The sequence below is a fragment of the Streptococcus infantis genome, from assembly GCF_047464615.1.
GTDB classification, from domain to species: domain Bacteria; phylum Bacillota; class Bacilli; order Lactobacillales; family Streptococcaceae; genus Streptococcus; species Streptococcus infantis_Y.
Map to the genome: position 1 here is coordinate 100,249 of NZ_JASHBO010000006.1, position 14,349 is coordinate 114,597.

Sequence of the window (14,349 nt, forward strand, 5' to 3'; positions counted from 1 at the left end):
CAAGAATATTGTCCCTGAAGGAGGAATATAGATGCAGGTAAAACCAGAACTGGAAATAGAAAAACAACTGATTAACCAGCTGGTAACTGGTGAAAGCCAATGGACTTATAGAGAAGACTTAAAAACAGAAGAACAACTATGGGACAATTTCTTTGAGAAAATAGCCCAAAACAACGTTGCTCTGCTAGCAGACCATCCCTTGACTGAGCAGGAAAAACGCCAGATTCAGAACCAACTCAACTTTGTCAGCTACTATGATGCTGCCAAGTGGTTGGTCGGAGAAAACGGCATTGCCAAAGTCGAAGTTCAAAGAGAAGATGCTAGCTTAGGTACCATCCGTTTGTCAGTCATTTGGCGTGACAATATCGCAGCAGGAAAGTCTAGCTACGAAGTTGTCAATCAAGTCCAACGAGAAAAAGTAAATCCTATGGATCAAGACCGTAGACTGGATGTTACTCTTCTCATCAACGGCTTACCCATGATTCAAATCGAGCTCAAGAGTTCCCAAGCAGCCTTTATCGATGCCTTTCATCAGATAAAAAAATATGACCGTGAAGGAAAATTCCGTGGTATCTACTCTAGCTTGCAGATGTTTGTTGTGACCAACAAAGTAGATACTCGCTATATTGCTGCAGCTCGTGAAAATAAACTTAACAAACAATTTCTAACCAAATGGGTGGATAAGGACAATCATCCTGTGACAAACTTGACTAGCTTTGCCCATGAAGTTCTTTCGATCCCTCGTGCTCATCAGATGGTCATGCAGTATTCTGTCATTGACGATAGCAAGAAATCTCTCATCCTTTTGCGCCCCTATCAGATCCATGCCATCGAAGCGGTGCAGGAAGCCTCTCGCCAGCAAGCATCAGGCTATGTTTGGCATACAACAGGTTCAGGGAAGACCTTGACCTCTTATAAGGTAGCTCGCAATCTCCTTCAAATTCCATCTATCCAAAAGACGATTTTTGTCGTTGACCGTAGGGACTTGGACCAACAAACCACATCTTCCTTCCTCTCATATGCGACCAATGACGTCATCGATATCGACGATACGGACAATACACATGATTTGGTCAAGCGCTTAGGAAGTAATGATAAACGTGTCGTGGTGACAACCATCCAGAAAATCACGACCATGATGCGCAAGTTTGACCAAGGTCTTTACCAACGAGATGCGGACAAAATCAAGGGACTCCGAGTGGCTTTTGTCGTGGATGAATGCCACCGTGCCGTGACGCCACAAACACAAAAAGACATTAAAGCCTTTTTCCCTCAGTCCCTTTGGTATGGATTTACAGGGACGCCCATCTTTAAGGAAAATAAACGCCAGCAGGTCGGTGACCTAGCTCAAACCACCCAGCAACAGTATGGAGACCGTCTCCATGAGTATACAGTCAAGGAAGCCATCCATGACGGAGCTGTCTTAGGCTTTAAGGTGGATTATCGCAATACCCTCATCACAGACCAGTCTGAAAATGAAATACCAGATACTGTCTACGAAAATGAGGAGCACATGCTGGAAGTCTTGGATGCCATTATCAATAAATCCCGCCAACAACTAGGCTTCCAAAAAGGTGTGGGCAATACCTACAATGCCATCCTAACTGTCAAATCCATCCCTCAAGCTCAAGCCTACTATGACCTTCTCAAAAGAGTCAAGGCTGGTCAAACACGGGTCAAGGTATCAGAGAGAGTCAAGATGGTCCTTCCAGACTTTCCGAAATTTACCATTACCTACTCTGTCACAGAAAATGAAGAGGACTCAAGAGCCAACCAAGACCATATGAAACAGGTCTTAGAGGACTATAACCAAGAGTTTGATACTCACTTTACCATGGCGGATCTTCGTGGCTTCAATACAGATGTCAATAACCGCCTAGCTCGAAAACAGGATAAGTATCTCTATCGCAATGAACAGTTGGACTTGGTTATCGTGGTCAATCGTCTCTTAACGGGATTTGATGCGCCTTGTCTATCGACTCTCTTTATCGACAGAAAGCCCATGCAACCGCAGGATTTGATACAGGCCTTTAGCCGAACCAACCGTATCTTTGATTCTAGTAAGAACTATGGCCATATCATTACCTTCCAAAAGCCTTTAGTCTTTAAGGAAGCAGTCGATAATGCCCTCAAGCTTTACTCAAATGGTGGTGAAAATGATGTCCTAGCGCCTAGCTGGGAAGAGGAAAAGAGAAACTTTTTGAGAAGTTGTAGCAACTTCCAAAATCTCATCACAGATGACCCTGTAGAAGGACTCCAACTCGAACAAATCTCTACTCCACAGTTGAGAAAAATCGCCAAAGCCTATCAAGGATTTGATAAGTACCTAGCTTCTATCCGAGTGTATAAAGAGTATGATGAGGAAGAAATCTATGCAGAGACTGGACTAACTGCAGAAGAATTGGAAACCTATCTAGGCTTCTATCGAAATATCCTTGCCGAACTTAAAAGTCGTTCAGAAGATGGTGATGAGGATGGGGAGCCACTGGATATCCACTACGAACTGGAGTCTATCCAAGTCGATGAGATTAACTATGCCTATATACTGACCCTGATCGAAAGCCTGATCGAGCAAGAGCAAAGCCAGGAAAAGAGTCTCAGTGCACAGGACAGAGAAGCAGTGGATACCTATATCCAAAGTCTGGAGAAGACCAATCCAAACCTTGCCCAGATTATCTCAGAGCTTTGGCAAGAAGTACAGGCAAATCCTGACCGCTACAGAGGTCAATCCATCGCCAATATCCTTGACCAGATGATTGAGGCAGTCATCCAGCAGCATATCCAAGACTTTAGTAAGATCTGGTATGTGGGCGAAGATGAACTCCGCTACTATGTCAATCACTACCGCAAGGGAGCGAAAAAACAACTAGGAGAAAGTCAACTGACTAAGAGTCAGCGCTACAAGGACTATAAAGTTGAGGTGTCAGATGCCCTCAATCCACTCCTCTATAAAAAACAAATCAAAGAAGCCTATACTCAACTGATCGAAGAAGTCATTGAGCCACTTAGGGTTGGGAGATAGGAATTGAAAACTAAATATTTTAGCTTTATAGAAAATTCTAATAAGTAGTATGACTAACCCCCTCAGAAATGAATTTCTAAGGGGATTTTGATGTCTGTAGAAATGTTTGGAAGAACTTGAATTAACTGGTATAATAAATAAAGGCAAATATAAAATGAAGGATTATCCATGAAAAAAAATTATATTGAACATGAAGTAAAAGTAAAACTCATGGATTCGATACTTAATAATGATAGAGATTATCAATGGTTTCTAGATTATCTTGAAAATAATTTTGATTACGATGATATTGATTCATGGGAAGACTTTGAGAATAGGTATGTGTCTTTTTCAAAAGTATTTGATTATTTATCTAAAATACAAAAGATTGAAAATGAAGAATTAAAAACAAATATTGTTTTGTTAAAAGATATTATTTTGATTTCTAGATTCAGGCTAGATTTAATTACATGGTCACACCTATCCATTAAAGTTCAGTCAAATTTTGGGAAAATATTAGCAGTAGCACTATATATCACTAAATTGATGAGTTTAAAAAATCAATTAAAAGATGAAATTAATTTTGGGATTTTTTCTATTAAGAATTTTTGGCAGGCATATAATTTAGATGAAGTTATTGAGCGTAAAGAATTTATTTACGATTATTTGGAAAGTATTTCAATAGAAAACTTTGATAGAGAAAAAGAAATTATTTCTTCTAATTTAAATCATGAGGAAACAACTTGCTCAATGCAATTCCTTGCTGTATTAAAATCATTAGCTTTTAATACAACTACATTTTCTTACAAATATAAAAAATATGAATACAATGTGATAACGTGGCAAGAGAGAGTTGTATTAGGATTTGTAACTCGCCCACTTGATGTCTTGCTAAAAGATGAGGACTTTAATTCACATTTTTCAGTTGAACAATTACAAAAATTAATTGATTATTTCCATGGTGATGGAGTAGTGCGATTTATAATTGAGTCTATAATTTATGAAAAATTTAATCTCTTGCCTTCATCAATGGTAGTTGAAAACCATATACAGTTGTTACTCTTTAATATTTCTATGAAGTCTGATTTTGAACTTTTAAGCTCAAGTTCAGTATTGTTTTTATCAAAACTTTTTAAAGAAAGAGATTTTAAAAATGTAAGTATCAGTAATTATTTGCATCGTAATTTTATTCAAGCTATTCAAAAAGTTGAAGAACCAAAACAAATTGAAAAATTAAAAGATTTAGGCTTCCCAACCAGTGTGCACCAGAATGAAAAATTAAAGGAGTATTCAGTTACTATTTATAAGTCAATTTCTAATGTACATAGTACTGCAGATTTAATTTATTATTTTGATAATGTATCACTTGTTAAGTATTTAGATAATGAATATTTCTATCTAATATGCCAAAAATTTCGAGAAATCGTTATTGAGAAAGAAGAGAAACAATCATTAGAGACAGCTAATATGTTTCTAATGTATATGAAATTTCTTTACTTTATTAGTAATAATCGAGGTGAAGAATTAAATAAAGATTTGGTAACTAATGAAGTTATTTCTATCCAACATATGTGGGAAAATTCTTTTTATGAACAAGAACTTAACAACTTGCAAGAATTTACTTATCAACAGGAAATTTCGAATACAGAAATTGATAAAATTAATGATTTATTAACAAAACATCCATTTACCATAGCGAAACAATGTATATCGGTTACAGAACAAAAGACTATTCAAATTATGGAAACAGCTTCTGAAAATGCTTTGGTTTATTTCGTGAATAAAATAATAATTGATCCAATATTTCCTAAAGAAAGTTCCAATATAGAACTGGAAAGACATGATGTTGATCAATTGTTAGAGAAACAAGTAAAATCAATTATTGATAAAAAGAGTTATAAGTTTCTTAATATTTTAAAAGCAAGTAAATATATGCTTTCTTTGCATGAAGATTATATAAAAAATGTGACCTTTTTATCTGCTGTCTTTAATAGAACAGAGGAGGTGTACCTTTATTTAAATAGTTGTAGCAGATTCAATTTTATTGAATTTGAGAAAGAACTCAAAATTGCTCACATTACTCAGTTATTTCCGTTACTGGAAGAAAAAATTAGAGAACTTGCAAGATTATCAGGTTATAATCCTTTCAAAATGCAGAAGAAAGAATTTATGAATTATCGAGATCCAAGTTCAATTCTCAGAGAGATAATTACTGAAGTTTTTAATCTTACAGATAGCTTTGAGAATATTCCTGATTTGTTATTTGTCTATCATTTTATGTATAATAGTAATTCACTCAATATTCGAAATGAGTGTATACATGGTAGAGATTTTTTAAGTGGTGAAAGATTGATTTTAGCATTTAAAGTTACAATGTTATCCATCCAGATGATTGAGAATAGAATTAAATTAATTAAAGAAAATTCAAGATAAATGAGAAATGATTTATGATAAAAGTAAATAAACCTAAAATAAGACTCAATGAATTTGAAAATATTTGGACTAAATCTAGATTAGGAGAATTATACGAAGTTTATTCCGGGAACACTCCGTCACGATCTGATAGTAGAAATTATCAAAATGGAGAAATTCCATGGATAAAAACAACAGATTTAAATAATTCTCTAATATGCTCTAATGAGGAAAAAATCTCAGTTTATGGAGCAACAAAATTAAAACTTTTACCTGAAAATTCTGTATTGATAGCAATGTACGGTGGATTTAATCAAATTGGAAGAACAGGGTTACTAGCTTATCCTGCTACGATTAATCAAGCCCTAGCTGCTTTGATGCCAGTCAATGAAATTAATCCAAATTTTCTACTAAATTTTTTAAATTTTAAAAAGGAAAGCTGGAAAAATGTTGCAGCGAGTAGTAGAAAAGATCCTAACATTACAAAAAATGATGTAGAAAAATTTATAATATCTTTTCCATCTTTAGAAGAACAATCCGGCATCGGCTCCCTTTTCCGCACCCTTGATGACCTTCTGGCTAGCTACAAGGATAATCTTGCTAACTACCAATCCCTTAAGGCAACCATGCTTTCCAAGATGTTTCCCGAGGCTGGACATACATTTCCTGAGATTCGCTTGGATGGATTTGAAGGTGAGTGGGAGATAAAACGCGCAGATGAGATTTTTAAGTCTGTATCTCAGAAAAATAGAGCTTCATTACCCGTACTGTCTGCTTCTCAAATTGATGGTATGGTTTTGAGAGATGAAATTGGTATTGATATTAAATATGATGAAGCTACTCTTAATAATTACAAGGTAGTTAAACCAGGTCAATTTGTGATTCATTTACGTTCTTTTCAAGGAGGTTTTGCATTATCTAAATTAGAAGGAATAACCTCGCCTGCATATACTGTTATTGATTTTATTGATAAATCAAATAACTTATCCGATTTTTGGAACTCAATTTTGACTTCAAGAGACTTTATAAAACGATTAGAGACAGTCACTTATGGAATCAGAGATGGGAAAAGTATCAGTTTTAAAGACTTTTCTAGCTTGAAATTTATATTTCCAGAGTTCGAAGAACAACAAGCCATCGGTGCTTATTTCTCTAGCCTCGATAACCTCATTGCTGCTCATCAAGAAAAAATTTCGCAGCTTGAGACTTTGAAAAAGAAACTCTTGAAAGATATGTTTATTTAAGGAGGAATTATGCACAGTCCTATTATAGATTTAATTGAACGGATAGAATCAGAAAAGAACAGACTCTATTTTAACTTTGTCCAACTAGCTGATTATGAAAAAGAATCATTAGCGACTTCATATAATACTGTAGATACTTACTTTTTAATACTCATTGATTTGATTAAAAGAGAATTAAATGATATTTTTTTATCTGAGGATGTAACAGAAAAGTACAAAAAACTTCGTGATAATTGGTTAGAAAGCATATACTATTGTTTTGGTAGTGACAATTATTATTATGAATCACAGTTACCGCAAATTATAGAGAATTTTAAAATAATTAAACTTTTCTCTTTTATTTCGAGAGTAAAATCAACGACTATAATTATTGGAGCTAATGGTTCAGGGAAATCAAGTCTTATTAATGAATTGAGGAAAAATAATATAAATGAGATATTTATTTTGCCTGCTCAAAAATTATTATATTTTGTTTCCACTATTCATAATCGTAATGAAATTACTAAAGAAAAATATATTCAAGATTTAAAAGAAGTAGATATTAAATATGATACAATTGATTTACAAACCTTACAAATTGAAAAGGATTTTTCAAATACTTTTACTAAACTAATAACATTTTTGATAAAGAATTATGCTAAGATAGCGACTGATAAATCGAGAGGGGTGGACGGGTTATCTATAGCTTTATGGGATAGAGTAGAACAAATATGGAATAAAATTTTTCCTGAAATATCATTTCATCTTGAGCCTGATAATCGAGTTGTTGAAGTTGAAAAAAACGGCTCTAAATATAGTATAAATGGGCTTAGTGATGGGGAACGTTGTATATTATTTTATATAGGTAATGTACTTCTTGCTCCGGAAGATAGCTATATCATTGTTGATGAACCAGAAACATTTTTAAATGCTGCTATCTATAATGAATTATGGGATTTACTGATATCAGAACGACCTGATTGTCAATTTATTTTTGCTTCACATAATATGGACTTTGTTCAATCAAGAACAAATGCAAGTTACATGTGGTGCAAGAAATTTGAAACACCTTATAATTTAGATTATCAGATATTGGAAGAATCACAGGAAATGCCTTTCTCATTATTAACCGAAGTATCTGGTACAAAGAAGCCGATTTTATTTTGTGAAGGAACTAAAACTAGTATAGACTATCAGATTTATTCCAAATTATTTAGCGATTTTTGTTTTGTAAAACCAGTCCAGGGACATAAACAAGTTATTCAATACACAAAAGCTTATAATAAATTAAAGGAATTATATGGTAATATAGCTTACGGCATTATTGATTATGACTGGATGGATGAGGCAAGAATTGAAAACTATAAAAAGAAAAATATTTTTGTGCTTCCTTTTAATGAGATAGAGATGCTTTTGATAGATGAAGAAATAGTGAAGTTTGTTCTAGGGGATGATGAACAGGATAAAACGCAAAAATGTAATAAACTAAAAGACGCTGTTATTAGTTCGTGTACAACAAATAAAGATAAGATAATACGAATTGCCTTGAAAAAGAAACTTGATGAATTTATGGAAGGGCATTTGATAGAAACAAGAGAACCAACCGAGGATGAAGCACGGACATTTTTAGAAAATTTATCAGAAAAATTTGATATAACTGTAATATTAGAAAATATAACTAAAATGGTGGAAGATAGCATAGCATCTTCAGATTTTTCGACAATTTTAAAGATTTGTAACTTGAAAAATGAAATAATTGGTTCCAAAGAAATTAAAGAAATAGTTTCTAACTTAAAAGAAAAAGCTTTAAGTAGTATTGCAATGAATAATGATTTACAGATTACATTACGTCATAAATACTTTGAAGAATTAGAAGTAAAACTATTGAACAAATAGATAGATTTTTGAATTAATAAAAAAGAAAGAAACATTATGGAAACAACACAAACGTCCCAGTCGCTCTACCAAGCCCTGTGGAACTCAGCGGATGTTCTCCGCTCTAAGATGGATGCTAATGACTACAAGTCCTATCTCTTGGGCATGGTCTTTTATAAGTATCTGTCAGACAAGATGCTCTTTTTCGTGGCGGAGACCATGGAGGAGGGGACAGATAGTCTTGAGGATGCCCTTGAGGTCTATCGCAACTACTACGAGGATGCGGATACCCATGAGGATTTGGTCTCTGTCATGAATGACGAGCTCAACTATATCATCAAGCCAGACTTGACCTTTACGGCTCTAGTGGCGCGTGTCAATGAGGGAACTTTCCAGCTGGAAGATCTAGCTCAGGGTTTTCGTGATATCGAGCAGAGTGACGACCTCTATGAAAATCTCTTTGAAGATATCGACCTCTACTCTAAAAAGCTAGGGGCGACTCCGCAAAAGCAAAACCAAACGGTGGCGGCGGTCATGAAGGAGTTGGCTGTGCTAGATGTGGCTGGTCATGCAGGCGATATGCTGGGGGATGCCTATGAGTATCTGATTGGTCAGTTTGCGACTGACTCGGGTAAGAAGGCTGGTGAGTTCTATACACCTCAGCCTGTTGCCAAGCTCATGACTCAGATTGCCTTTTTGGGTCGTGAGGACCAGCTAGGCTTTACTATCTATGATGCGACTATGGGGTCTGGCTCTCTCTTGCTCAATGCCAAGAAATACTCTCACAAACCGCAGACAGTGGTCTACTTTGGTCAGGAGCTCAATACCTCAACCTATAACTTGGCTCGGATGAACATGATTCTACACGGTGTTCCTGTTGAAAATCAATTTCTCCACAATGCCGATACACTGGATGAAGACTGGCCGACTCAAGAGCCGACTAACTTTGACGGTGTTCTTATGAACCCTCCCTACTCTGCTAAGTGGTCAGCAAACTCTGGCTTTATGGCGGATCCTCGTTTCTCTCCTTTTGGGAAACTGGCACCCCAGTCCAAGGCTGATTTTGCCTTTCTCCTACATGGATATTACCACCTCAAGCAGGATAATGGGGTCATGGCTATCGTCCTTCCTCACGGTGTTCTTTTCCGTGGAAATGCGGAGGGAACCATTCGCAAGGCCTTGTTAGAAGAAGGAGCTATTGATACGGTTATCGGTCTACCAGCCAATATCTTCTTTAATACCAGCATTCCGACAACGGTCATCATTCTCAAAAAGAATCGAACCAATCGTGATGTCTACTTTATAGATGCCTCTAAGGAGTTTGATAAAGGGAAAAACCAGAATATCATGACGGATGCTCATATCGAGAAGATTCTGGAAGCCTACAAGTCTCGTGAGGAGATTGATAAGTTTGCCCACCTAGCAAGCTATGAAGAAATCGTTGAAAATGACTACAACCTCAATATCCCTCGCTATGTAGATACTTTTGAGGAAGAAGAAGTAGAGCCACTGAAAGACATCGTCAGCAAGATTAACACGACAAATGAAGCAATCCAAAACCAAACGGCTTCTCTACTCGAAATGCTCGGTCAACTCCACGGAACCACACCAGAAGCAGATGCTGAACTCAAAGAGTTTTTGAAAGAGTTTAAAGGGTGATGGGGCTAGTTGATTCACTTATAATTCGCTCATTTTATAGATACAACTTTGTTTCCGTATTTCCTGGGAACTAGTAGAAAATTAGGAGAAATATGGAAAATAACAACCAACGTGCCCTTTGTCAGCAACTCTGGGCTAGGAACAAATACCTCGTCTTGAGCCATTCCAGCAATATTTACAATGAGATTCGTCAGTATCTCAAGCAAGAAGTGGTGGAGCTGAGTCAGGTTCAAGAGATGATTGACCGTGCCTGCCAGATTCCAGAACACAGAGGTCAGGTTTGCAATGCCTTTCAGCATATTTGGGGCTATTTTAAAAAGCAAGCCAGCCTTGATGAGCGTAAAGACTATATGCTTTTGCTGGATCGCTATCGCTTTGGTCAGGCTTCCAAGCAAGACTTGATTGCTAGAACTAGAGATTTGCTTGAGCGTTACCCAAATGCTTATCTGCAAGATTCTACCCTGCTGAAAGGAGACTCCCATGAGACTTTGGCATGAGGCTTTGATTCCACAACTTCCCCGTCCTCAGCTCTTGGGGCAACATCGAGAGTGCTGCGCCCTTCGTGGCAATGGCTGGGGCAGAAAGCATGCGACGGTTGACTATGTTTTTACTCACTCGCCTTATCATCTCTATGCCTATCATCGCTTGATCATGGCGGAGATGGCTGACCGTGGCTACAATGTCAGTCCAGAGTGGTTAGATAAGAACTACCGAGGGAAAACTTGCCCTCCTTATCAAGACTTAGCAGAGGAAAAGCTGAAAAGTCCTATCTATAGCGAACATGACGCTGCCTACTATGAGGAGTGTCTGGCTAATCTCCGTGAGAAGGGGATAGAGCTGGAGTGATAATAAGGATTATAACTCTTTTTGTAAATTTTTCGAATAATAAAAATGAGACCTTTAGAATGATTCTAAGGTCTTCTTTTTGTAAGTATTTGGATTTACTTTTAATAACTTTTAAGTTATAATTTAATTAAAAAGAGGTTGCTTGGTGCACACAATCTATTTCTATAAGGACAAAAATGGAAATGAGCCAGTCTTGGATTATATGAGAGAATTGGCCAGTCGTAAAAGTAAAGATAGTCGCATAAAACTCAATAAACTAAACGACTATATCGAGCTACTTAGTCAGCATGGGACTAGAGCTGGTGAACCCTATATGAAACATTTAGAAGATGAGATATGGGAACTAAGACCTCTTCGGGATAGGATTTTATTTGTAGCTTGGCTTGATGGGAGTTTTGTTCTTTTACATCATTTTGTCAAAAAGACTCAGAAAACTCCTAGGAGAGAAATTGAAAAAGCCAAGCGTGAACTGAAGGACTTAAAAGAAAGAGGAGTAAGTGATGAAAAATAGTGCCATTGGGAGTAATTGGAAGGATGTTCGGTCTCAACTCTTTACCAAGGAAGAAATTCTTGAAAGTGATCTGCGTGTAGCTATCATGAGTGAGTTGATTGAGGCTAGACATGAGCAAGGAATTAGTCAGAAAAAGCTAGAAGAACTTAGTGGAGTGAGCCAACCTGTCATAGCTAGGATGGAAACAGGAAAGACGAGCCCTCAGTTGGATACGGTCTTAAAAGTTTTAGCCAGTTTAGGAAAGACACTAGCAGTAGTTCCACTTGAACGGGAAAAAAGTTGATTAAACTGACCTATAGTCTTTTCTAATAACAAGCCATAGGCAGGCTCCTAATTGCGAATCTAGGACTGTGAACTTTGTTTGCGTGAAAGACTATCAATCATTGTCTATCAAAGGATTTGAGGCATTTGTCTCAAATCCTTTTTTGTGCTCGAAATGTAGATATAGTTTCAAACTATATCAAAACCTAATTTTTTACAATTATACAGATGATTTCTTTTCTGTTAAGATAGTTTCAACAACAATTTTTGGAGGACAAAACATGTCAACTACAATTATCGGTTTCCCTCGTTTGGGTGAATTCCGCGAATTAAAATTTACAACTGAAAAATACTTTAGAAAAGAAATCTCAGAAGAAGAACTCTTGGCTGCGGCTAAAGAATTGCGTGCAAAACACTGGAACATTGTCAAAGAAAAAGGCATCACTGAAATTCCATCAAATGACTTTTCTCACTATGACAACTTCCTAGATGCTGCTTTCCTTTTCAACGTAGTTCCTGCATCAGTACAAAACTTGGAATTGTCTGATCTTGAACGCTACTTTGCTTTGGGACGTGGTTACCAAGGAGAAAAAGGGGATGTTCGCGCTCTTCCAATGAAGAAATGGTTCAACACCAACTACCACTACATCGTTCCTAAATTTGAAAAAGACACTCAAGTAAAATTGGCTGGACACAAGATCTTTGATGAGTTCCAAGAAGCTAAAGACCTTGGCCTCAACACTCGTCCAGTCCTTGTAGGTCCATTCACTTTCCTTCAATTGTCAGACTTTGAAGAAGGTGTGAAAGCAGAAGACTTCGTAGATAGCTTAGTAGCTGCTTACCAAGATGTTTTTGCGAAATTGGCTGAACTTGGTGCAACTCGTATCCAACTCGACGAAGCTGCTCTTGTCAAAGACTTGACAGCTGAAGAAAAAGCTCTCTTCTTGAACCTCTACAACAAACTTTTGGCTGATAAAAAAGGTCTTGAAGTCTTGCTTCAAACTTACTTCGGTGATGTTCGTGACGTCTACGCTGACCTTGTAAACTTGCCAGTTGATGCTATCGGTTTGGACTTCGTTGAAGGTAAGAAAACTCTTGAACTCGTTAAAGGTGGTTTCCCAGCTGACAAGACTCTTTATGCAGGTATTGTCAATGGTAAGAACATCTGGCGTAACAACTATGAAAAGAGCTTGGCTGTTCTTGAGCAAATTCCAGCTGAAAACATCGTTTTGACTAGCTCATGCTCACTTCTTCATGTGCCATTTACAACTGCTAACGAAGAATTTGAACCAGCTATCTTGAACCACTTTGCCTTTGCAGTTGAAAAATTGGATGAGATTCGTGATTTGGATGCTATCCGCAATGGTCAAGGTGAACAAGCTCTTGCAGCTAACAAAGAACTCTTTGCGACTGAACGTGTTGGTGAAAATGCAGAACTTCGTGCGCGCATCGCTGGTTTAACAGACGCAGACTATACTCGTTTGCCAGCCTTTGCAGAACGTGAAGCTATCCAAGAAGAAGCTTTCAAACTTCCAGCTCTTCCAACAACAACTATCGGTTCATTCCCTCAAACAAAAGAAGTTCGTGCGAAGCGTTTGGCTTACCGTAAAGGTGAATTGTCTCAAGAAGAGTACGACGCTTTCCTTGCTGAAACAATTGACGAATGGATCAAATGGCAAGAAGATATCGACTTTGATGTTCTTGTTCACGGTGAATTTGAGCGTAACGACATGGTTGAGTACTTTGGTCAAAACTTGTCAGGATACCTCTTCTCTAAAAATGGTTGGGTACAATCATACGGTATGCGTGGAGTTAAACCACCAATCATCTGGGGTGATGTAACTCGTCTTAACCCTATCACTGTTAAATGGTCTAGCTATGCACAAAGCCGTACAAACAAACCTGTTAAAGGTATGTTGACTGGACCTGTTACCATCCTCAACTGGTCATTCCCTCGTGAAGACATCTCTATCAAGGATTCAACTCTTCAAATCGCCCTTGCCATCAAGGATGAAGTGCTTGACCTTGAAGCTGCTGGTGTGAAAATCATCCAAATCGACGAAGCTGCTCTTCGTGAAAAATTGCCACTCCGTCGTAGCGACTGGTACGAAGACTACCTTGACTGGGCAATTCCTGCCTTCCGCTTGGTACACTCAACAGTAGCACCAGATACACAAATCCACACTCACATGTGTTACTCAGAATTTACAGATATCATCCCAGCTATCGACAACTTGGATGCGGACGTTATCTCGTTTGAGGCTAGCCGTTCAAATCTTGAAATCTTGGACGAACTCAAAGCGAAAAACTTCCAAACAGAAGTGGGACCTGGGGTTTACGATATCCACTCACCTCGTGTGCCAAATGAAGGCGAAATCGACAACACAATCGAAGCCATCCTTGCTAAAGTGCCAAGCAAGAAAGTTTGGATCAACCCTGACTGTGGTCTGAAAACACGTGGTATTCCAGAAACAAAAGAAAGCTTGATCCGCCTTGTTGAAGCAGCAAAAGCTGCGCGTGAGAAATTGTAAGATAAGGATTTCTCTAGGAGCGCTGTTTGG

The 14,349-nt window shown here is 37.4% G+C and carries 10 protein-coding genes; all 10 read left to right on the plus strand.

Annotated features, from left to right (window positions below; genetic code table 11):
* Positions 1–31: 31 nt before the first annotated feature.
* The gene (locus QM450_RS04850; protein ID WP_414319841.1) at positions 32–3,022 is read left to right on the plus strand and encodes a type I restriction endonuclease subunit R; all 2,991 of its coding nucleotides are present in this window, start codon (positions 32–34) and stop codon (positions 3,020–3,022) included.
* A 168-nt stretch (positions 3,023–3,190) separates the two neighbouring features.
* Positions 3,191–5,434 carry an exodeoxyribonuclease V subunit gamma gene (locus tag QM450_RS04855; protein WP_414319842.1) on the plus strand — a complete coding sequence of 748 codons (2,244 nt, stop codon included), beginning with the start codon at positions 3,191–3,193 and terminating at the stop codon, positions 5,432–5,434.
* A 14-nt stretch (positions 5,435–5,448) separates the two neighbouring features.
* Positions 5,449–6,657, plus strand: a complete 1,209-nt coding sequence (locus QM450_RS04860; protein ID WP_414319843.1) for a restriction endonuclease subunit S — start codon at positions 5,449–5,451, stop codon at positions 6,655–6,657.
* A gap of 9 nt (positions 6,658–6,666) precedes the next feature.
* Positions 6,667–8,532: an AAA family ATPase gene (locus tag QM450_RS04865; protein ID WP_414319844.1), complete on the plus strand. Its 1,866-nt coding sequence runs from the start codon at positions 6,667–6,669 to the stop codon at positions 8,530–8,532.
* A 36-nt stretch (positions 8,533–8,568) separates the two neighbouring features.
* Entirely contained in the window at positions 8,569–10,170 is a 1,602-nt protein-coding gene (locus QM450_RS04870; protein WP_414319845.1) for a type I restriction-modification system subunit M, read from the plus strand.
* A gap of 92 nt (positions 10,171–10,262) precedes the next feature.
* On the plus strand, positions 10,263–10,667 hold the full coding sequence (locus QM450_RS04875) for a YbgA family protein (protein WP_414319846.1): 405 nt from the start codon (positions 10,263–10,265) through the stop codon (positions 10,665–10,667).
* Positions 10,651–11,016, plus strand: a complete 366-nt coding sequence (locus QM450_RS04880) for a TIGR02328 family protein (RefSeq protein WP_414319847.1) — start codon at positions 10,651–10,653, stop codon at positions 11,014–11,016. Before QM450_RS04875 ends, QM450_RS04880 begins: the two co-directional genes overlap by 17 nt.
* Before the next feature lie 145 nt (positions 11,017–11,161).
* Entirely contained in the window at positions 11,162–11,527 is a 366-nt protein-coding gene (locus tag QM450_RS04885; protein WP_000556946.1) for a type II toxin-antitoxin system RelE/ParE family toxin, read from the plus strand.
* On the plus strand, positions 11,517–11,810 hold the full coding sequence (locus QM450_RS04890) for a helix-turn-helix domain-containing protein (protein WP_414319848.1): 294 nt from the start codon (positions 11,517–11,519) through the stop codon (positions 11,808–11,810). Before QM450_RS04885 ends, QM450_RS04890 begins: the two co-directional genes overlap by 11 nt.
* A gap of 259 nt (positions 11,811–12,069) precedes the next feature.
* Complete coding sequence (metE, locus tag QM450_RS04895; protein ID WP_414319849.1) at positions 12,070–14,319, plus strand: 5-methyltetrahydropteroyltriglutamate--homocysteine S-methyltransferase; 2,250 nt, start codon at positions 12,070–12,072, stop codon at positions 14,317–14,319.
* Positions 14,320–14,349 lie beyond the last annotated feature (30 nt).

What these genes read in the sequence shown, in the direction of transcription:
- QM450_RS04850 (WP_414319841.1), top strand. Translation starts at nt 32, where the DNA reads ATGCAGGTAAAACCAGAACTGGAAATAGAAAAACAACTGATTAACCAG.
- QM450_RS04875 (WP_414319846.1), top strand. Translation starts at nt 10,263, where the DNA reads ATGGAAAATAACAACCAACGTGCCCTTTGTCAGCAACTCTGGGCTAGG.
- metE (WP_414319849.1), top strand. Translation starts at nt 12,070, where the DNA reads ATGTCAACTACAATTATCGGTTTCCCTCGTTTGGGTGAATTCCGCGAA.
- QM450_RS04860 (WP_414319843.1), top strand. Translation starts at nt 5,449, where the DNA reads ATGATAAAAGTAAATAAACCTAAAATAAGACTCAATGAATTTGAAAAT.
- QM450_RS04890 (WP_414319848.1), top strand. Translation starts at nt 11,517, where the DNA reads ATGAAAAATAGTGCCATTGGGAGTAATTGGAAGGATGTTCGGTCTCAA.
- QM450_RS04865 (WP_414319844.1), top strand. Translation starts at nt 6,667, where the DNA reads ATGCACAGTCCTATTATAGATTTAATTGAACGGATAGAATCAGAAAAG.
- QM450_RS04880 (WP_414319847.1), top strand. Translation starts at nt 10,651, where the DNA reads ATGAGACTTTGGCATGAGGCTTTGATTCCACAACTTCCCCGTCCTCAG.
- QM450_RS04870 (WP_414319845.1), top strand. Translation starts at nt 8,569, where the DNA reads ATGGAAACAACACAAACGTCCCAGTCGCTCTACCAAGCCCTGTGGAAC.
- QM450_RS04855 (WP_414319842.1), top strand. Translation starts at nt 3,191, where the DNA reads ATGAAAAAAAATTATATTGAACATGAAGTAAAAGTAAAACTCATGGAT.